This window comes from Synechococcus sp. UW105, assembly GCF_900473935.1.
GTDB lineage: Bacteria > Cyanobacteriota > Cyanobacteriia > PCC-6307 > Cyanobiaceae > Synechococcus_C.
In genome coordinates this window covers 1-19786 of sequence record NZ_UCNN01000030.1, presented here as the reverse complement: position 1 = coordinate 19786, position 19786 = coordinate 1, and the positions used below count along the sequence as shown (strand labels likewise).

At 57.9% G+C, this 19786-nt stretch carries 22 protein-coding genes; 13 read left to right on the top strand and 9 right to left on the bottom strand.

Annotated elements, in window-relative coordinates:
- Positions 1 to 12 precede the first annotated feature (12 nt).
- Positions 13 to 1017 (bottom strand): class II fructose-bisphosphatase, encoded by a 1005-nt coding sequence (glpX, locus tag DXY16_RS12390; RefSeq protein ID WP_115121481.1) that lies wholly within the window; start codon positions 1015 to 1017, stop codon positions 13 to 15.
- Between the two features lie 170 nt (positions 1018 to 1187).
- Here glpX and rpe point away from each other — a divergent pair, with 170 nt between their 5' ends.
- Entirely contained in the window at positions 1188 to 1856 is a 669-nt protein-coding gene (rpe, locus tag DXY16_RS12385; RefSeq protein WP_115015293.1) for a ribulose-phosphate 3-epimerase, read from the top strand.
- A gap of 483 nt (positions 1857 to 2339) precedes the next feature.
- On the opposite strand, the gene DXY16_RS12380 is transcribed toward rpe, so the two are convergent.
- Both DXY16_RS12380 and DXY16_RS12375 read right to left on the bottom strand, forming a co-directional pair.
- On the bottom strand, positions 2340 to 2627 hold the full coding sequence (locus DXY16_RS12380; RefSeq protein WP_179949737.1) for a hypothetical protein: 288 nt from the start codon (positions 2625 to 2627) through the stop codon (positions 2340 to 2342).
- Positions 2628 to 2662: 35 nt separating this feature from the next.
- Positions 2663 to 3751: a phosphotransferase gene (locus DXY16_RS12375; RefSeq protein ID WP_170953961.1), complete on the bottom strand. Its 1089-nt coding sequence runs from the start codon at positions 3749 to 3751 to the stop codon at positions 2663 to 2665.
- Between the two features lie 114 nt (positions 3752 to 3865).
- Between DXY16_RS12375 and mfd the strand changes: the two genes are divergently transcribed.
- The 3 genes from mfd to DXY16_RS12365 all read left to right on the top strand — a co-directional run bounded on the left by mfd (position 3866) and on the right by DXY16_RS12365 (position 8120).
- Positions 3866 to 7408: a transcription-repair coupling factor gene (gene mfd, locus DXY16_RS12370; protein ID WP_115121479.1), complete on the top strand. Its 3543-nt coding sequence runs from the start codon at positions 3866 to 3868 to the stop codon at positions 7406 to 7408.
- A gap of 85 nt (positions 7409 to 7493) precedes the next feature.
- A complete protein-coding gene (locus tag DXY16_RS14915; protein WP_170953959.1) occupies positions 7494 to 7646 on the top strand; it encodes a hypothetical protein in 153 nt (50 codons plus the stop codon).
- 60 nt (positions 7647 to 7706) lie between these two features.
- Complete coding sequence (locus DXY16_RS12365; RefSeq protein WP_137007101.1) at positions 7707 to 8120, top strand: hypothetical protein; 414 nt, start codon at positions 7707 to 7709, stop codon at positions 8118 to 8120.
- Between the two features lie 99 nt (positions 8121 to 8219).
- On the opposite strand, the gene DXY16_RS12360 is transcribed toward DXY16_RS12365, so the two are convergent.
- Genes DXY16_RS12360 through DXY16_RS12345 form a run of 4 tightly spaced genes read right to left on the bottom strand, consistent with a single transcriptional unit; the run spans position 8220 to position 11874 of the window.
- The gene (locus DXY16_RS12360; protein WP_115121477.1) at positions 8220 to 9572 is read right to left on the bottom strand and encodes a S41 family peptidase; all 1353 of its coding nucleotides are present in this window, start codon (positions 9570 to 9572) and stop codon (positions 8220 to 8222) included.
- A 37-nt stretch (positions 9573 to 9609) separates the two neighbouring features.
- A complete protein-coding gene (gene ispG, locus DXY16_RS12355; protein WP_115121756.1) occupies positions 9610 to 10806 on the bottom strand; it encodes a (E)-4-hydroxy-3-methylbut-2-enyl-diphosphate synthase in 1197 nt (398 codons plus the stop codon).
- Between the two features lie 20 nt (positions 10807 to 10826).
- A complete protein-coding gene (locus tag DXY16_RS12350; protein WP_371410915.1) occupies positions 10827 to 11462 on the bottom strand; it encodes a uracil-DNA glycosylase in 636 nt (211 codons plus the stop codon).
- 7 nt (positions 11463 to 11469) lie between these two features.
- Positions 11470 to 11874 (bottom strand): VOC family protein, encoded by a 405-nt coding sequence (locus DXY16_RS12345; protein ID WP_115121475.1) that lies wholly within the window; start codon positions 11872 to 11874, stop codon positions 11470 to 11472.
- A 109-nt stretch (positions 11875 to 11983) separates the two neighbouring features.
- Here DXY16_RS12345 and DXY16_RS12340 point away from each other — a divergent pair, with 109 nt between their 5' ends.
- The 8 genes from DXY16_RS12340 to DXY16_RS15395 are packed head-to-tail and all read left to right on the top strand — an operon-like array spanning position 11984 to position 18321.
- The gene (locus tag DXY16_RS12340; protein ID WP_115121755.1) at positions 11984 to 13165 is read left to right on the top strand and encodes a pyridoxal phosphate-dependent aminotransferase; all 1182 of its coding nucleotides are present in this window, start codon (positions 11984 to 11986) and stop codon (positions 13163 to 13165) included.
- Positions 13166 to 13197: 32 nt separating this feature from the next.
- Complete coding sequence (locus tag DXY16_RS12335; protein WP_115121474.1) at positions 13198 to 14097, top strand: putative selenate ABC transporter substrate-binding protein; 900 nt, start codon at positions 13198 to 13200, stop codon at positions 14095 to 14097.
- Complete coding sequence (locus DXY16_RS12330; protein WP_115121473.1) at positions 14094 to 14870, top strand: phosphonate ABC transporter ATP-binding protein; 777 nt, start codon at positions 14094 to 14096, stop codon at positions 14868 to 14870. The genes DXY16_RS12335 and DXY16_RS12330 overlap by 4 nt, the downstream gene beginning before the upstream one ends.
- Positions 14867 to 16414, top strand: coding sequence for a phosphonate ABC transporter (locus DXY16_RS12325; RefSeq protein WP_115121472.1), 1548 nt, complete (start codon positions 14867 to 14869; stop codon positions 16412 to 16414). The genes DXY16_RS12330 and DXY16_RS12325 overlap by 4 nt, the downstream gene beginning before the upstream one ends.
- 34 nt (positions 16415 to 16448) lie before the next feature.
- Positions 16449 to 17123, top strand: a complete 675-nt coding sequence (locus DXY16_RS12320; RefSeq protein WP_115121471.1) for a GDSL-type esterase/lipase family protein — start codon at positions 16449 to 16451, stop codon at positions 17121 to 17123.
- Between the two features lie 48 nt (positions 17124 to 17171).
- Positions 17172 to 17423 carry a hypothetical protein gene (locus DXY16_RS12315; protein ID WP_115014675.1) on the top strand — a complete coding sequence of 84 codons (252 nt, stop codon included), beginning with the start codon at positions 17172 to 17174 and terminating at the stop codon, positions 17421 to 17423.
- A 21-nt stretch (positions 17424 to 17444) separates the two neighbouring features.
- Positions 17445 to 18065 (top strand): sigma factor, encoded by a 621-nt coding sequence (locus DXY16_RS12310; RefSeq protein WP_115121470.1) that lies wholly within the window; start codon positions 17445 to 17447, stop codon positions 18063 to 18065.
- Between the two features lie 52 nt (positions 18066 to 18117).
- Complete coding sequence (locus tag DXY16_RS15395; protein ID WP_371410914.1) at positions 18118 to 18321, top strand: sigma factor-like helix-turn-helix DNA-binding protein; 204 nt, start codon at positions 18118 to 18120, stop codon at positions 18319 to 18321.
- Here DXY16_RS15395 and DXY16_RS12300 read toward each other — a convergent pair.
- The gene (locus DXY16_RS12300) at positions 18306 to 19058 is read right to left on the bottom strand and encodes a DUF92 domain-containing protein (RefSeq protein WP_244281678.1); all 753 of its coding nucleotides are present in this window, start codon (positions 19056 to 19058) and stop codon (positions 18306 to 18308) included. The two genes, DXY16_RS15395 and DXY16_RS12300, sit on opposite strands and share 16 nt — an antisense overlap.
- 86 nt (positions 19059 to 19144) lie before the next feature.
- On the opposite strand from DXY16_RS12300, the gene DXY16_RS12295 reads away from it, so the two are divergent.
- Entirely contained in the window at positions 19145 to 19567 is a 423-nt protein-coding gene (locus DXY16_RS12295) for a hypothetical protein (protein WP_115121467.1), read from the top strand.
- 27 nt (positions 19568 to 19594) lie between these two features.
- On the opposite strand, the gene DXY16_RS15045 is transcribed toward DXY16_RS12295, so the two are convergent.
- A partial coding sequence (locus DXY16_RS15045) for a hypothetical protein (protein ID WP_206749562.1) occupies positions 19595 to 19786 on the bottom strand: 192 nt, incomplete at its 5' end.

Here is a 19786-nt window from a genome sequence, read left to right as displayed (position 1 = left end):
AGTCGTTGAAGGTCAGTTCAGCGCGATGCTCTGAGCGCCGTCCTTGATATGCACCGTGTCGGTGAAGCGACAGGTGTTGTCAAGGTTGCTGATCACCAGGCTGCTGGTCCGGGTGCAGTCCTTCTCGAACTTAACGCCGTTGAAGAGCAGGCCATCAGTGATGCCACCGCCAGCGAAGACAACATGCTCTCCGGAGGCAAGCTCCTCAGCTTCGTAGATCTTGTCTGGATCGGTGATCCCCATCTCCTCAAGGCGTGCCAGGTTGCCTTCCTTGGTGAGGTCAGCCCATTCTTGGGTCTGAGCAACGGCCGGGTCATAGACCAACTGGCCCTGGAAGTGGCCACCAAGAGCGCGCATGGCAGCGGCAGAAATCACGCCTTCGGGGGCTGCACCGATTCCCATCAGACAGTGGGTGCCAGTACCGGCAAAACCACAAGCAATAGCTGCCTGAACGTCGCCATCGGAAATGGGCTGAACACGGGCACCGGTGGCACGGATTTCAGCAATCAGATCTTTGTGACGGGCACGATCCATCACGACAATGGTGAGGTCGCTGACGGCAATGCCAAGACACTCACTCAGAATTTTGATGTTCTCAGTGGCCGACTTGCGAATGTCCACCTTGCCCTTGGCGGCCGGGGGAGCAGCCAGTTTCTTCATATAGAAGTCTGGAGCGTTGAACAGACCACCTCGATCGGAAGCAGCGAGGACTGCCATGGAGCCTCGCTGGTTGTTGGCACAAAGGTTGGTGCCCTCGCAAGGATCCACAGCGAAATCAACGCCAGGGCCTGTGCCGCTGCCGACTTCCTCACCGATGTAGAGCATCGGAGCTTCATCACGCTCGCCCTCACCGATCACAATGCGACCTTGCATCTGGATCTGGCCCATGCGCTGACGCATTGCTTCAACAGCTGCGGCGTCAGCTTCGTCCTTTTGACCGAGACCGGTGAGCTTTGCGGAAGCGATAGCCGCCTGCTCAACGACCTCGAGAATTTCCTGGATAAGAGTGCGATCCACGGGTATGCGGCGTTGGGGTAAAGGGTGCAGCGAACGGTGAGCTGACCTGGCGATCCACGGGAAGGGCAAGGAACCCGATGCCGCAGGACTTCTCAGCTCAAGAGCGCGGCTCACTGTATCAGCGCATTCAGCGGTTCCTACAATCGCCGCGCATTCCCGCGGATCCCCCCATGAGCACCAAGCCCCTGGTGATCTCTCCATCCATCCTTTCAGCTGACTTTGCTCGCCTTGGTGAAGAAGTGAAAGCGGTGGATCAGGCCGGTGCTGACTGGATCCATGTGGATGTGATGGATGGCCGTTTCGTGCCCAACATCACCATTGGGCCACTGATCGTTGATGCGCTTCGTCCTGTGACTGAGAAGCCTCTGGACGTTCATCTGATGATCGTGGAGCCGGAGAAATACGTCCCCGACTTTGCCAAGGCTGGAGCAGACATCATCTCTGTGCAGGTCGAAGCCTGCCCCCACTTACACCGCAATCTTGGCCAAATTAAGGATCTGGGAAAAATGGCTGGTGCCGTCCTCAATCCCGGCACCCCGATCGACACACTGGAGTACTGCCTCGAACTCTGCGACTTGGTGCTGATCATGAGTGTGAATCCCGGTTTCGGAGGCCAGAGCTTCATCGACAATCAAGTTCAGAAAATCCGCGATCTACGCCGGATGTGTGAAGAGAAGGGTGTCGATCCATGGATTGAAGTGGACGGTGGCATCAAGGGAGCTAATGCCTGGAAAGTGATCGAAGCCGGTGCTAACGCAATCGTGAGTGGATCTGGAGTGTTCAACCAACCCGATTACGCAGCTGCGATCCAAGGAATCCGCGATAGTAAGAGCTCCTGAGCAAGAGGTTCAATCAACAACTCCGAACCAACTCGAAGCGTCAAGGTCCACCCCAAACGGGTGGATCTTTTTTTTGGCGATTAGTTGTACAAAACGGACTGAATTAGCAAGTTTTTGCTTGGGAGAATCTCGAGTTTGATTCAAATTCTGAAATCAATCATGCAGCAGTCAGCCAGGCATCAACCACCCCAAAAAGCATCAACAAGAGGCAATAAAGCAATTTGGCGCCTCTTATACCTTGAGCGAAGGGGAGATAGACAGGCCTACTACAAGGCAAGATCACTTTCCAATTAAGGCAATTTCGCTGAAGCATGGCCAAGCATTGACATGCTCCAGCCAATGCAATCGAGCAGATTGTCCTCAACCCTGCCTTCTTGCACTTGCCCCCAGGCTGGAGAGCATCCAGGCAGCAAGCGTTGACACCGCAGCCCCAAAGGCGAGAAAAGCCACAAGCTGAGTTTCCAAAGACGACATCAGCTCAGCTCAAACAACAGGGGCTAACCCACGATGGCGGGCTTCAAGCTCAGCCGTGGGAGACGCTGGAATCAATGGCCGGCGTCTGGGTTCGGGACGCGGCACGAACAACACCGGAAAGGAGAGACCAATGAAGGCAGTCGTGACGGCCAAAAACACCAGCATGGGCACGGGTCGAATCAGAGGTTGCCGCTCTAAAACTGCACCGCATCGCGAGCAAATCGGCGTAGCACCCCTTGGGGGATGCAACACGATCGCTGGTCCACAGCAGCAATCCGGACAACGAAAACGGGGCATCAGCCAAGGAGTCTGCACTGATCGTAAGGCTCAATTCAATCTTGCAATGCAATCTCGGCAGACCAGTCGAGTGCTGCCTGGGTGTGTCGAAAAAGAAAGCATTCAGCCAGCTGTGCTTCTCGCGCAGTGTGAAAGTTGGGTCCATCAAGTTCTCTGAAGGCAACAACCGGCACAGCGAGGCAGATCAGCAACGCCAAACGCAAGTGATGCAGAGCTTGTTGATAGGTGTAATCACACACACCATGAGCCACCAATTGCTGATGCCAGTACCGCAAAGGGTCCTGAGGATGACCATGCCGTTCCGCGGTGGGTTCGCTACCACCAATCAGAAAAGCCAGATCGATACAAGCAAGACTACGGGTAACTGTCTGCCAATCAATCACGATCACATCGGATCCGGAAGAAGCAGGGGAAGAGAGAAGAAGATTGTCCGCCCTTAGATCTCCATGCACCAAGGTTTGAGGGAGTGCGTCCAACTGTGCGATCAGGTTTTCGTAGTTGTTCACCACTCGGTCTGTGAGGGCAACCGCTGCCTCGCCAAGCCGTAGTGCATAACTCTCTTTAACAGCTTCCCAAGTGACAGCAAGGTCATCATGGAACCAGAAATCATGACGAGGAAGCCATGATTTCAAGCCCAACTGATCGCACTGCCAATAACCGGCATGCACGGCAGCCATTGTTTTCAATGTGGACTTGACTTGGTCATGACTGATGCCGAAGACCTGATCACCCTGGCTCCAGGACGAGAGATCTTCCATCAAGATCCAGCCTTTCCCACCTTCGGCGTAGCCCCCGAAAATCCTGGGCAGTCGGGCTTGTAGATCTGGCGCAAAATCCTTGTAAAAGCCAAGCTCACGTTCAAAGGCTTGCAGCCGTTCAGCCACATCCGTAAAACCTTCTCGATTGGTCTGAACCTTCAGAATCAATGTTGATGGCGCTTGTGGCGAATTGGCGCCATAGCTCGGCGTCAGCCTTGCAATTCGCGAGAGGAATCCAGTTGCTGCACCAATCGTTTCTGTTTCAACAGAGGTGACCTCGAGATCCTTGAACGAAGGAATGCACCTGAGTTGCCCCTCCAGCCAGGAGGGCGTAATCGCCAGTGGGTCATCGATGATCCGGTCCATTCCTGAACCCATCCATCCAGAGCTTCGACCCTAATCCGCGCTGAAGGCGAGGCGACTCTCCACAGCGAGCACATCCAGTTGCGAAGATCAACCGTTGGCAGCTGTTGATCGTCCATGCCCCTGAACTCCCTGGTGCGCCTGCTGCAGACGACGGCGTTGACCGGAGAGCTCCAGGAGCGCAGCCAGCGACCGGAACGCCTGCTACTGCGGGGCGCCAATCGTGCAGCCAGAGCGCTGATTGCCAGTGCCCTGGCCAGACGCGCAGATCAATCCCTGCTGGTGGTCGTTCCCACCCTGGAAGAGGCCGGTCGATGGACGGCACTCCTGGAGCTGATGGGTTGGCCATCAGCTCAGCTCTACCCAACCAGCGAAGGGTCTCCATACGAACCCTTCGACCCCACGACGGAAATCACTTGGGGACAACTGCAAGTGCTGAGCGAGTTGCAGGATCAGTGCGGCCGTGAGGGGATGGCGATTGTCGCCACTGAGCGTTGCCTGCAGCCCCATCTACCGCCACCGCAGGCGCTTGCCTCACGCTGCCGCACAGTCCGCAAAGGCGACAGCATCGACCTTGAAGAGCTGGCCCTCACCCTCAGCCAACTCGGATACGAGCGGGTCTCCAGCATTGACCAGGAAGGCAGTTGGAGCCGCCGCGGCGACATCGTTGACATCTATCCGGTGAGCAGCGAACTACCTGTACGCCTTGAATTCTTCGGGGATGAGCTCGACAAACTGCGGGAATTTGACCCCGCGAGTCAGCGATCCCTCGATCCAGTTGAACAGCTGCGATTGACTCCGACCGGCTTCAGCCCACTGATCGCCGAACAACTGCGCGAAACGATGCCGGAAGGGCTCGATCAATTACTCGACGAAGAGCAAATCAGTGCGCTCTTGGAAGGCAATACCCCAGAAGGGATGCGTCGGTTGATGGGGCTGGCCTGGCCCGAACCGGCCTCTCTGCTGGATTACTTACCCGAGCAGTGCTGTGTCGCCATTGATGAAAGACGGCACGGCAAAGCCCATGGTCAGCAGTGGTTGGACCATGCCACCGAACACCACAGCGAACTCGCCCTGCCACTGCCGTTATTGCACCGCGGAATCGAGGAGGCGATGGGGCTGACCGATGTCTTCCCCGGATTTGATCTAGCGGAACTTCATGAAAGTGATGACCACCTCAACGCTTTTGACCTGGCCAGTCGCCCCGTCCCGGCCTACCCCAATCAGTTTGGAAAACTGGGAGAACTGCTGAAGGACTACCAACGCGAGCGGCAGGCGGTGTGGTTGGTCTCAGCCCAGCCCAGTCGAGCCGTCGCGCTACTTGAAGAACACGACTGCATCAGCCGGTTTGTACCCAATTCTGCGGACCATCAGGCCATTGCCCGCTTGATTGAGCAGGGCACTCCGGTTGCGCTCAAAACCAAAGGAACAGCGGAGCTCGAAGGGCTGCAGTTGCCAGCCTGGCGAGTGGTTCTGATCACTGACCGAGAGTTTTTCGGGCAACAGAACCTCACGAGCAGCGGCTACATCCGCCGGCGACGCAAGGCAGCAAGCCGCACGGTGGATCCCAACAAGATGCAGCAGGGGGATTTCGTGGTCCATCGCAACCACGGAATCGGTCGGTTCAAGCAGCTCGAAAAATTAGCGATCAGTGGCGAAGCACGCGACTACCTGGTGGTGCAATACGCCGACGGCATCCTGCGTGTAGCGGCCGATCAACTGGGCAGCCTCGGCCGCTATCGAGCCAACAGTGACAGCCCACCTCAGCTGAGCAAGATGGGTGGTTCGGCCTGGGTGAAAGCCAAAGAACGGGCTAGCAAGGCCGTACGCAAGGTGGCCGTTGATCTGGTCAAGCTCTATGCCGAGAGGCATCAGGCAGCCGGTTTTGCCTTCCCTATTGATGGGCCGTGGCAGCTGGAGCTGGAAGATTCCTTCCCCTATGAACCGACCCCAGACCAGGTCAAGGCGACCGCCGAAGTGAAGCGAGATATGGAGAAGGCACAGCCGATGGATCGCCTCGTGTGTGGAGACGTGGGATTCGGGAAGACCGAAGTCGCGATCAGGGCAATCTTCAAGGCGATCACCGCTGGGAAGCAAGTGGCAATGCTGGCCCCCACAACCGTGTTGGCTCAGCAGCACTGGCGCACCCTTTCAGAGCGTTTTGCCCCTTATCCAATCAAGGTGGCGCTGCTCAACCGCTTCAGAACCACCAGCGAGCGCAAAGTGATCCTTGAGGGGCTCGGTTCGGGCACCATCGATGCCGTGGTGGGAACCCATCAGCTCCTGAGTAAGAGCACAGCCTTCGACAAGCTCGGCCTGCTGGTGGTGGACGAAGAACAACGCTTCGGCGTGAATCAGAAGGAGAAGATCAAAGCCCTGCGCAAAGACGTCGACGTACTCACCCTGTCGGCAACCCCCATTCCGCGCACGCTTTATATGAGCCTCTCGGGTGTGCGTGAAATGAGCCTGATCACCACACCTCCGCCCTTGCGCAGGCCGATCAAAACCCATCTAGCCGCATTGGACGATGAAGTGGTGCGCAGTGCCATCCGACAGGAACTGGATCGCGGCGGCCAGGTGTTTTATGTCGTACCGCGCGTGGAGGGCATTGAGGAGGTCGCAGAAAATCTGCGTCAGATGCTGCCGGACCTCAAGCTGCTTGTGGCCCATGGCCAGATGGCCGAGGGTGAACTTGAAAGCGCCATGGTGGCCTTCAACGGCGGAGAGGCCGATGTGATGCTCTGCACCACGATTGTGGAAAGCGGTCTGGATATTCCCCGCGTCAACACCATCCTGATCGAAGATGCCCACCGCTTCGGCCTTGCCCAGCTCTACCAGCTGAGGGGCCGTGTCGGACGAAGCGGTATTCAGGCCCATGCCTGGTTGTTCTATCCAGGCAACGCCTCCCTCAGCGATGCAGCCCGCCAGCGCTTACGAGCCATTCAGGAATTTGCCCAACTGGGCAGCGGCTACCAACTGGCCATGCGCGATATGGAAATCCGAGGTGTGGGGAACCTTCTAGGCGTGGAACAGAGCGGCCAGATGGAGGCGATTGGCTTCGACCTTTATATGGAGATGCTGCAGGAATCCCTGGCCGACATCCAAGGGCAAGACATCCCCGCCGTTGACGACACCCAGGTGGATCTCCAGGTCACTGCCTTCATCCCTGCCGACTGGATCACGGATGCGGACGAAAAGATGGGTGCCTATCGGTCCGCAGCCGAATGTCAGAGCCAGGAAGCATTGGTCGAGATGGCCGCTGGCTGGGCCGACCGCTACGGCGCCCTACCAGGACCGGTGCAGTCATTGCTGCAACTGATGGAACTGAAACTGCTGGCCAAGCGTTGTGGCTTTGCCCGAATCCGCCCCGAGAAACCGAACATTGCGCTGGAAACACCGATGGAGGAACCCGCCTTCAGACTGCTGCGTCAGGGCCTGCCCAAGCACCTCCATGGCCGACTGATCTATCAGGCTGGAAGTGGCAGTACCGCCAAGGTGCTGGCGCGAGGGTTGGGTGTCCTGGCCATGGACAAGCAATTGGAGGAGCTCAAGAGCTGGCTCGAACAGATGGCAGCACAGATTCCCGGTGCCGATGGGCTCACCACGGAGCAGCGCCAGGAACAGCAGAATCGTTCCAACGACAAGGTTCTCAGCGTTTAAGCGCGAAAATGAGAACAATTCGCCACAGCCCGCAATTCTTCGTTACACTGTGTCGACTTGGATGGGTTCATGAATGGGCGAAATCATGGAACCAATCACGTCGTCCGGCCCTATTGGCCTATACGGAAGCTTGATCGGCGCTGCTGCCCTTGGTCTGTTCGCTCTGCTTCAGAGCGACACTGAAAATGATGATGATGATTCAACGCCTGGTGGTGGATTGATGCAACCGGTCTCCTGACCGGTCTTGATCAAAGCCATCAGTCTGTAGAGCGGCAGAATCAGATTCAATTTGGCGGAGTTGAGCATCAGCGAGCTCAATCCATTGCAAAAACGTCTTTTCCCCCTTGCTTGGCCAGTCGTCGTGCTGCTCTGCTCGGGATGCTCGCTGCTGGAAACGACAATCGATTCTCTGGATCGAAGCGTTCCGGTACGCAAGCCAGTCCTGGAAAACTTGTGCGTGACGAGCGAGAAGAAGCTCTTCTCGAGCACATCCAAAAGCGGTCGCATCTGCCCTGAGCTTGGCGTCAGTACCAAAGGCGGCACGTTCAACCTCTACGACGCAGGGGATTGGAGGATCAAAGCGCGATGGGAGGTTCGATGCACCGACTCGGAAGCCAAGCTCAGCGGTATCAATGGAGGAGTGTGGGAGCAGGAATTTGCAGATCGCTTCTGTGAGGCGGGATCCCTCGACGCAATGGGCTACGGCGAATGAGCGAGGTCAACCAAGAGTTCGAATTCGACGCGGAGCAAATGAGGGAGCCCGAGGAGTGCGCCGCGGTGATGGAAATCACGGTTGAAGATCAAGATCCATTCAGCGTTTCGTAGTCAACGCCGATGTGAGATTGCTGAGGCCAGGTCGGAACGTTTGCGTTGCATTCGCTGACTTGAGAGCTTTCATCAGCGTCGTTTCCGCAATCCGGTACTGACTGTCTTTCTTGGTCCCGAGGTCCTCGATAGTCAGAGACTTCACCTCCTCCTCCGTCATTTCCACGGTCACATCAGGCCGAATCCCGTTCTTGTGGATATCAGTGCCGTTCGGAGTGAGGTATTTAGCAATGGTGACGGTGAGTCCTGAGCCATCGGCAAGACCTCGAACCGACTGAACGAGGCCCTTCCCGAATGTTTTCTGACCAACAAGCTGCGCTCGGTGATTGTCTTGAAGGGCACCAGAGAGAATCTCACTGGCACTAGCAGAGCCTTCATTCACCAGCACGACCACAGGGCGCTGAGTCAGTGCCGAACCCGTTGCCCTGCGCACATCCTGGATGCCATTGCGCGTTTTGGTGCTAACGATTGTTCCCTCATCAAGCCATTGCCGCGCAATATCCACACTCGCTTCCAGCAGGCCACCGGGATTGCTGCGTAGGTCAAGGACATAGCCGCTTGCCCCTTCGGCTTCGAGCTTACGGATCGCCGCACGCATCTCCTTTGCAGCATTGGCATTGAACTGCTTCAAACGGATATATCCAACCTTCTCGCCACCAGGAGAGGTGTTCAGTTGGCTATCGACCGCATGAATTTCGATTCGAGCCCTCACCATCGGCAAGGCGATCACCTCACCCTTCCTGCGCAGACCGAGAGTAACTTCTGTGCCTTCTTTGCCTCGAATTAATTTAACGGCATCCTCTGTGGTCATTCCCTTTGTGGAGCGACCATCGATTGAAACAATCACATCCTTGGGCTGTACGCCTGCCCGGGAAGCTGGAGTTCCCTCAATCGGGGACACAACAACAATTTCTTTTGTGTCCTTATCGAGTGAAATCTGTATACCCACCCCCATCAGTTCACCTGAGGTTTCAATCTGCATTTCCTTGAACTCTTTCGGATCAAGAAAACGGGTATATGGGTCATCCAGGCTTGCGAGCATGCCACGGATTGCCTCATACGATTCAGAAGTGCCTGCGTATGGCTTTGCGAGAAGATCTCGTCTCAGTTTTTTCCATTTCTGAGGATCGTATTCACCGGTGGAATCGAGATAATCGCGATAGACAATCTGCCAGACCTGATCAATGACCTCCTTGGGACTATCCGTGATCGAGGAAGAGCCACTGGTTGGCAAACCCAACCCAGGGGCAGACAGGGCCACCGCAGCTGACAAGCCTCCGGCACCAAGCAAGACCAACCAGGAAGAACGGCTCGAACGGTTGGGCTTTAACTCGGACATGACAACTGTTCAGGCCTGATTCTTCAGCCTAACGAGATCAAGCGGGTTCTACCCAGCGTCCGTCGTCCTTGATCAATTGAATCAAGGCCGACACCCCTTCCTGCTCAGGCACCTTTCGGATTTCCTCTCGCCCCCTATAAAGAGAGATCACTCCGGGGGTCTTACCAACGTAACCGTAGTCAGCATCTGCCATTTCGCCGGGCCCATTCACAATGCAACCCATCACGGCGATGTCGAGACCAGTGAGGTGAGAGGTAGCGTCGCGTACCTGATTCAGCACCTCCTCAAGATTAAACAAAGTGCGACCGCAACTCGGACAGGCCACGTATTCGACCATCGTCTTGCGCAGACCCAGGGCCTGCAGGATCGAGAAGCAGACAGGAATCTCTTTCTCAGGAGCTTCAGTCAGCGACACCCTGATGGTGTCACCCAAACCTTCAGCCAGAAGTGTTGCGATACCAGCCGTGCTTTTCACACGTCCGTAGTCGCCATCTCCAGCCTCAGTGACGCCGAGGTGGAGAGGATAGTTGAAACCTTCGGCATCCAAGGTGTCCGCCATCAATCGGTAGGCGGCAAGCATCACCGGGGCACGTGAGGCCTTCATCGAGATCAAGATGTTGTGGAAATCAAGTTCGTCGCAAATGCGCACGAACTCCATCGCCGACTCCACCATTCCCTGGGGTGTATCGCCATGGGTGAAAAGCATCCTCTCGGCGAGGGAGCCATGGTTCACACCGATGCGGAGCGCTTTGTTTTGAGACTTGAGAACTTCTACAAGCGGCCTGAAGTCATCTTTGATGCGCTGGCCAATCGCATCAAATTCCTCTTGAGAAAAATCCTGACGGGAGGGGTCCGGTTTGTCGAAGACAAACAGTCCTGGATTGATTCGCACTTTGTCGACATGCTTCGCCACCTCGAGCGCAATGCGAATTCCGTTGTGGTGAACATCAGCCACCAAAGGAACAGTGCAGCCCTGGGAACGGAGCGCCGCCCGAATGTCCCCCATGGCCTTGGCATGGGCCATGGAAGGCGTTGTGACGCGCACAATCTCACAACCGGCATCAGCAAGACGACGGATTCCGGCCACCGCGGCTTCGATGTCAAGCGTGTCCTCATTGATCATCGACTGCACCACCACTGGGTGTTCACTGCCGACGGGGACATCACCCACCATCACCGTGCGGGTCTCCCGCCGATGAATCTGAGTGTCGTAACGACGGGACTGCGCGTTGATGGCGGTCACGGTGGTGGCGGTCACGATGGTGGCGGACAAGGGAACAGCGCGCCGGATGCCGGCTCACACTGGCATAACCGCAGCCGCACCTGACGCAAATCTTCGAGCGTCATGGCCATGGGCTTGCCAGGTTCTCGAGAAGGGTTGCGCAACAGATAGGCGGGATGAAAGACCGGCATCCATAGGCGTCCAGCCTGCTCAATCCAAACACCGCGCAGACTGCGCATGGCTTGTTTGCGCTTCAGCATTGCCGCCACAGCAGTCGCACCCACAAGGACCACAACAAGGGGATCGACATGCGCTAACTGCTCTTCAATCCAAGGGCGACAGGCGCGCAATTCAGCCGAGGACGGTTTGCGGTTGTTGGGTGGACGGCACTTCACCACGTTGCAGATGAAGAGGTCAGAGTCAGGGTTAAAGCCAACGGTACGGAGCAACTGATCGAGCAACTGCCCGGAGCGTCCGACAAATGGAAGGCCCTGAATGTCTTCGCTTGCTCCAGGCGCTTCACCGATCACCATCACCTTGGCACTTGGGTCGCCGCGACTGATCACGACATGCTGACGCTCAGCGGAGAGGCCGCAACGACTGCACTGCCGGCAACGCTCGAGCCAGGACTGTTTGAAAGAACCAGGAGGGGAAGGCATTACGGCCATCGGAGCATCAGTGCAGCGACGGAGTCACCAACAGAAGAAAGTCATTCTGATCGGGGTCCTTCATCCAGCACTCAGCCCCAAAAGGTTCCATCCGGGCGGCCTCGTGAAGCGATGCACCCTGATCCAAGGCGTCTCTGCACCAACGATCCAAACGCTGCATTGGTGCCATTTCTGTCGCCATCGTGAAGCAGGGCGACCAGGCACGACCCTGAGCTTGCTGGGGTCGTTGGCTGGACGGTCGATAAAACTGCAGGCGTTCCCCTTCGGCAGTGATCACAAGCCAGTGAGCTGAGGAGGCTCCTGGTTGGGGAGTCAGGCCGAGAAGCCGTGCATAAAAGAGGGCAATCCGCTCGGGTTGGCTCGAGGCAAGAACCCAGCTGAGTTGTATGCCAGCGGATCCTGGGTCGGACATTCGGCGCTGTATCGACACCCACAAATGTTGACGCAGATACGGTTGTCCACGACACCAGATCAGGCAGGATGGTGTCTTAATGCGCACCCGGTGGAGGGGTGCCGCGCTGATGCCCCGCCCGACCGTGCTCTCAAATCGGGCCGAAGCCCTCAAGCCATCCCTCACCCTCGCCATTAGTGCCCGCGCCAAGGCACTGCAACAGGATGGTCGTGACATCTGCAGCATGTCGGCAGGGGAGCCTGACTTCAACACTCCCGATTTCATCGTTGAGGCAGCGATTAAGGCCCTTCACGATGGAGTCACCCGCTACGGGCCTGCGGCAGGGGACCCTGAGCTCCGCGAGGCCATTGCCGACAAACTCACTCAGCACAACAACATTCCCTCCACCGCCACCAACGTGCTGGTCACCAACGGTGGGAAGCAAGCGATCTTCAACCTGTTCCAGGTGCTACTCAACCCTGGCGATCAGGTTCTGATCCCGGCCCCTTACTGGCTCAGCTATCCAGAAATGGCCCGACTGGCCGGAGCCGAACCCGTGGTGATTCCCTCCTCGGCCGAAGAGGGCTTCAGCCTTGATCTGGACGCACTGGAAGCAGCGATCACCCCGAATACGCGCCTACTGGTGATCAACAGCCCAGGCAACCCAACCGGTCGGGTGATTGAACGCAGCGAAATGTTGGCAGTTGCCGAGATCGTGAGACGTCATCCCCAGTTGCTGGTGATGAGTGACGAGATCTACGAGTATCTGCTCGAAGAGGGTGAAACCCACCACAGCTTTGCTGCACTGGCACCCGATCTGGCAGAACGCACGATGGTGGTGAACGGATTCGCGAAAGGCTGGGCAATGACTGGCTGGCGACTTGGCTATCTGGTCGCACCACCCGAGGTGATCACAGCGGCAGCAGCCCTTCAGAGCCAGAGCACCAGCAATGTGTGCAGCTTCGCCCAGAGAGGTGCTCTAGCCGCCTTGCGTGGCTCTCAGGATTGCGTCAAAAGCATGGCAGCCAGCTTCAATAGCCGTCGTCGGTTGTTGACACAGGGACTCAAGGCCCTGGATGGACTCACCTTGGTCCCTCCCCGTGGAGCCTTCTATGCATTCCCGAAACTGCCGGATCATGTCAGCAGCTCACTGGCATTTTGTGAGGCTGCCTTGGAAAGGGAAGGCCTAGCTCTTGTCCCTGGCGCCGCCTTTGGTGATGACCGCTGTGTCCGCCTCTCCTGTGCCGTCTCGCATGAGACGATCGAAGACGGTCTCAGTCGGCTCGAGCCACTGCTTGCCAGCCAGCTCTGAACTGAATCACCTTCAGAACATTCCATTCCTCGATGTCAGCACGAGAACACCGGGCCGTCGTCTGCCTTGCGCTGCTCTGCAGTCTTTCAACGACGGCCCTTCCAAGTTGGGCAGCTGAAACCCTGCGGATCGGTGCCATTCCCGATCAGAACCCCGAGAAACTGAATAGGCTCTACGGACTTCTTGCCCAAGAGCTCAGCCAGAAGCTTCAGGTGCCCGTTCGCTACGTGCCCGTTAGCAATTACCCAGCGGCGGTCAGTGCCTTTCGCACCGGAGGCCTCGACGTCGTTTGGTTTGGCGGACTGACCGGGGTGCAGGCACGTCTCCAGACCCCCGGGGCCACGGTGCTTGCCCAGAGGGACATCGATGCCAAATTCCGCAGCGTCTTCATCGCCAATACCCAGTCTGGTCTGCAATCGATCAGCAGCCTGGAAGGACTGCAGACCCTCAAGGGGAAACGGTTCACGTTCGGATCGGAAAGTTCCACGTCCGGGAGATTGATGCCTCAGCACTTCCTCCAGCAGGGCGGTGTCACTCCCAATCAGTTCGCTGGGGGACGCCCTGGCTTCAGCGGCAGCCATGACGCAACGATCGCTCTTGTGCAGAGCGGCTCCTACGAAGCCGGTGCCTTAAACGAACAGGTTTGGACCAGTGCGCTGAAATCCGGAGCAGCCGATCCGAACAAAGTGACGGTGATCTGGCGTACGCCTACGTATGTGGATTACCACTGGGTTGCCCGTCCTGTCCTAGACAAACGATTCGGTAGCGGATTCACAACAAAGCTGCAAAAAGCCATTCTTGGGATCAAACCAACAACCGCCAACGGCAAAACAATCCTGAGCCTGTTTGCAGCTGAAGAGTTCATCCCGGCATCGGCGTCACAGTATGCGCCGATCGAAACCGTCGGCAGGCAACTGGGCAAGATCCGTTGACCGTGATGCTTGAGCTGCGCGATGTCTGTCTCACTAGCCGCGACAGCCCTCGCCTCAATCACGTCTCCCTTACCTTCAGGGCAGGGGAGACCATTGCTCTGATCGGACCCAGTGGTGCCGGCAAGAGCACTCTGCTCTCCATCGCCAATGGAAGTCTCAAGCCGAGCAGCGGCACTGCGCTCTGGCAGGGCACACCAGTGCATCAACTTCCACGTCGCCAGCGTCGACGGATCGGCACGCTCTGGCAGGACCTCCACCTGGTGGAGGAATTGTCGGTGGCCCAAAACATCAATTGCGGTGCGCTTGGGCGTCGCTCCCTGTTGTGGGCCCTGGCCAATCTGCTGGTGCCTTTGGAACGAGATGCCTGCATGACCTGCCTGAAGCAGGCAGGTCTGCAGCAAGACCTGATTGATCGCTCCGTGACCACCCTCTCAGGAGGGCAACGCCAACGCGTTGCGCTGGCACGCCTCTTTCGGCAACGCCCGGATCTTGTGCTGGCGGATGAGCCGCTCTCCAATCTCGACCCAGCACTGGTGCAGGATTTGCTCAACACCCTGTTGCGGCAAACACCGACATCTGCAGGGGACATCTTGGCGAGCACGACGGTGGTCTGCCTGCACCGTCCAGATCTGATCGATCGTTTTGACCGGGTGATTGCCCTACGCGATGGACACGTCGTGATGGATGCTCCTTCCGCATCGATCACGACCAAGGATCTAGACGTGCTCTACCGCGCCTCATCAGAAGGACGCCGGGCTGCTCCCAAGCCATGAAGCGACCCGTCGTCAGCGCACCTCTTCTCTGCCTGCTACCGGCTCTCGCTCTCGTTCCCGTGTTGATCGTGGTGGGGGAAGGACTGCATGGCGGCGGGTTCGAAACCTGGTGGCGATTCCTCCAAGGAGCCGTGCAGCCCAGCAAGGACCCTCTCTTGCTGAAATCGCTGTGGGAAGGATTGCAGGTCACCCTGGCCACAGCCTTAGTTGGCTGGGGGCTTAGCACCCTGATCGGCCTGCTGCTGGGGGTTTTCAGCAGTGATGTGCTCTGGGAGAGTGCCAAAATCCCCACCTGGCCTGCTGCCGCCATACGCAGCCTGCTAGCACTGCCCAGAGCTATCCACGAACTGCTTTGGGGTCTGCTGCTCTTGCAAGTCTTGGGGTTGCATCCCTGGGTTGCAGTTGCGGCGATCACCATTCCCTATTCCGCTCTGGTCGCCCGGGTGTTTCGAGACCAAATTGACAGCATCGACCGGCGAAGGCTGACCGCGGTGCTGCAAAGCGGAGCTTCAGCCCCCGCAGCATTTGTTTCCAGCATCGGCCCTCCGCTTCAGCCGATCTTGCTGAGCTACGGCGGCTATCGACTGGAATGCGCCCTTCGCAGCGCCACCTTGCTGGGTGTGTTCGGCCTGGGCGGGATCGGCACAGAGCTGCAACTCACCCTCCAGTCCCTTCGGTTCGCAGAATTCTGGTCGGGCCTCTGGCTGTTAATCCTCCTCAGCGTGCTGTTGGAACAAGGTCTGACGTTCTGGAGGCATCGACAACAAACAAACCCCAGCCAATGGAACGGTGTCAGCGTTCTGACCATGACCGTGCTGGCTGTGCTGGTTGGTGGCCACTGGCTCCAGCAACTGCTGCCCACCAGCGGCACAACCCTGCAACTAATGCTGCCACCGCTCCCTGATATCAGCGCCTTACAGCTCGCTGCCACAGAGCTGCCATGGCTGCGGATGATCGAGCAAACCATGCGACTCACGCTTTTGGCAGCTGCTATTGCCATTGCCCTTCCGCCCCTCTGCCTGCTGATCTTTCCTGGAAGAATCGCGAAACAGGTCTTCCTCGGTCTCTGGACGCTTCAAAGAGTCCTTCCGCCGCCGCTCACGCTCTTAATGCTTCTGTTGGCCAATCTGCCCTCCCTGGCGTTGGCAGCGCTGGCCCTCGGCCTTCAGAACGCCGGGGTGATGGGACGCCTGCTGGTGGAGGGACTGGACCAGCAAAGCCCTGGAACGATGAAGGCCATCGAAGTCACCGCGGCAGGGCCAAGACAGGCGTGGCTGCTTGGCTGCCTCAGCCCACAGAGCCGTTCATACCTGGCCTACGGGGCCTATCGCACCGATGTCATTCTGCGGGAAACGCTTGTCGTCGGTCTAGTAGGCGGTACCGGACTGGGCTGGATGCTGATTGAATCCCTCAGTTCTTTTCACTGGGCGGCGGTGCTGCTGATCATCGTTTGTTTCGCACTGCTCACCCTGGCTGGGGAAAGCATTAGTGATGGACTTCGACAGCGCTGGTTACGAACCCCAGGCGAGAGCGCGTCCACCTAGGCCTGCAAAGCTGTGAGAGAACATGCCCTCAGCGATGCAAGCACCCCGCCAACTCACGGTGATCGGCGACAGCGGCGTCTACGGATGGGGGGACCGAGTAGGCGGTGGTTGGTGTGAGCGGCTGCGCCTGAGCTGGATGCAAACACCTGAGATGCCGTTGATTTATTCACTCGGCGTGCGCGGTGATGGGCTGGAAAACGTGGCAAAACGATGGGAACAAGAATGGGAGCGCCGCGGAGAGCTTCGTCGTCAAACACCCGCTGGCTTGCTTCTGGCCGTGGGCCTCAACGACAGCGCCAGGGTCGGTCGTGCCGATGGGCGACGCCAACTTTCGGTTGAGGCCTATCGCTTTGGAGTCGAACAACTGATTCGGGCGATGGCACCGCGAACGCAGGTGATGGTGTTGGGCCTCACGGCCGTGGATGAAGCTGCGATGCCATTCGCGCAGTGCCTCTGGTACGACAATGCCTCCGTTGCGGTCTACGAGGCACAGCTGGAAGAGGCCTGCCTCGAAGCGGATGTGCCGTTTCTGGCTTTGCATCAGGCGATGCAACAGGAAACGGGTTGGCTGGGGTGGATCGAGCCGGACGGGATTCATCTCAATGCCGATGGACACCACTGGATCCACCAACGGGTGATGCATTGGCCAGCCCTACTCAGCTGGGCAGGATTAGAAGCTCAAACCCAGACCACGCCACTCTGGAGCTAATTGGGCACACACAGTTTCCCTAAAGTTGCCTTCTAACGGGACCTACCTGTGCCCAACCCCACTGCCGCGATTATTGCTAAAGCCAGCACAGACCAGTTAAAGGAATTTCTGCTCGGCTTTACGGAAGAGGCCGCCATCCTCGCGGTGCGGGAACTCATGCAGCGAGGGGAAAGTGCTGAATCTGTGATCCGAACGTTGGAAGCGGAAATTCAGCCAAGTCTCGACAACGGCATGCCCATGCGTTCATGCCTGGAGCTGATTGCCGTGCTGAAGCAGGAATTCATACCCCCTCTGGGGTGAACAGAATCACTCCTGAGGGTGATGGAACCGCCCGTGAAAACACAGAGCGTGAATGCAGTGGTTCCACCATTCATGGTTCGTAGACGCCAGGTTCAAGACTCAGATCAAGCAACAGTCGAGCAACAACGGATCCGCCAAGAAAACCGAAGACAGCTCGATCCCAGCGTCCGACGACGCAATGAACGTGTTCTGCGCCATCTCGGTCTGGCACACCTGGCTGCAGGCCGTCAGCTGGCCCGCGGCACAGGCGAACACGATGATCTTCTCCAGGAAGCCCAACTGGGTCTCATCAAAGCTTCAGAACGGTTTGACCCATCGCGCGGGCACCGAATCAGCAGCTATGTGATGGCTCTGGCGAATGGCCAGATCATGCATTTTCGTCGTGATCGAGAGCGCACACTGCATATTCCTTGGCGGCTGCTGAACCTGCATGCGCAGGGGATGAAAATCCAGCAACAACGGCTGCAACAAGGTTTGCCTCCTTTTTTGACCAGACAGCTCGCGGATGCTCTTGATGTCTCAGTGGACCGCTGGCTGCAGGCGCTCGAGGCCCATCAGCATCGCTATCTGGTCAGCCAGCCTTCACCAACCGGGAACCAGCGCCGCAACATCCACAGGAGCAGCCGCAACGGCGTTAATTGAACAACTCGCGGACTCGCGCACAGACACCAAGACCGATCACCAACTGGAATGGTTGCATCAAGCCATGCGCCAATTGCCTGACCATGCCCGTCAGCTGCTCATTCGCCATTACGTCCTTGGAGAGACCGTTCGCCAGATTGGCCGCCAGAAGGGCCTAAGTCACGTCGAGGTGAGGACGGTCCTCAGGCAATCCCTGCAAGTTTTGCAAGAGATGGCCGCAGGCAGAGACGGCGTGGGGGATCAGCCGAGGTGCTGAAGCAGGTTCGCGGCGACGATCGCCAGCATCGCCGCGATCGCTGTCTGCAACCCATTCACAAGTTCATTACTGAGCCAGGAGATACGCTCCTGCACCAAAGCCCCAACAACGCTTTCGATCAGGGTGGCCACCAAGCCAACACTGGCAACGAGTAAGGCTTCAGGCCCAGCAGGCACCAACTGCAATGCCACGGCCACCAACGTCATTACTGCACTGCCGGCAGCACTCGCAAGGGTTCCTTCAAGGCTCACGGCCCCTTCCGTGCCTGCAGGGACGCGTCGCAGCGTCGTAATCAGAACGGTGGTGCGTCCCCAGCGCTTGCCAATTTCACTGCCAAAGGTGTCAGCCAACTTGGCGGCAAAACTGGCAGCGAATCCCACCAGCAGCAGGCCAACGGGCTCGAGTCCCGCACCGATCAACAGAGCAATGAGGGCACCAACCGCAGCTGATCCCCACACATTGGCCGGGCTGCGACGTCCGCCACGGGCCTCCGCCAGTCCCTTTTCCTGCTTGCGTTTAAGGCCAACTCTGGTGACAAGGGAGCCCAACACCAGGTACATCACCACGGCCAACCAGCCACGCCAACCAAGGCATCCCCACAGAATCGTGCCGAGAATCCCTGCATGCACCCAGCCGGCTTTGGTCAGCAAAGGCAATCGTTGAGCGAGGGCGATCAACACGCCGTTGAGGGCCAAAGCGATCCCCCAGATGGTGAGATCCTGAGCGGGAAATGCCATCAGCCTGTGTTGCACTGCCCTAAGCATCAACCGTGAAGGGCCTGAGGCAACGGATAATCAGCCAAGGTCACTGTCGAGATCACGACATGGTGTTCAACAAGAAAGGCTTTTTCCTCGAACTCGAGGATGTTGCCAAGACCTCGAGCACTGCTTCGGTGACCGTTGCCCCTGTTCGGGAAGCTGAACCTGATAGTGAGTCTGCCGCGGCCAAAGCGAGCAATCCGAAGCAGAAAGCAGGGTCAGCGAAGCCTGCTTCCAAGCCTGCTGGCAAGGCCAAAACAGTCAACGACGCCTCCCTCACAACCGCCGAGGCGATTGCCGCTGAACTCGCTGCAGCCGAAGCTGAGCGGCCCGTGGCGACCCTGAGCACCTTTGCCCCCGAAGCCCTTCAACCGGGGAATGCCCTGCGGCAACAACGTCGTCGTCCTGGGGCCAGCCTTAAGGGCTTCCGTTCGATGGCCAACGAGCTGTTCAAAGGCCCGAACACAGGTCGTGAGAACAGTCTCTAACGCTGCTTCCGTGCAGCAAGACCATGCTCAGCGTCTGAGCCCATGCCAGCCAATCGGGTCTCCAATCTGTTTGTGAGACCCGTTCAAGAGCATCCAAAAGCCAACACACAGACAGGCAAACAGCGGGGCTGCACTGACTGCACTTGAGCGCGCTGCGCCAATCAACCGCAAGCCGAGCGTCCGTCGGGCCTGGTTCACCAGGTCTTCACCAGAAATCGT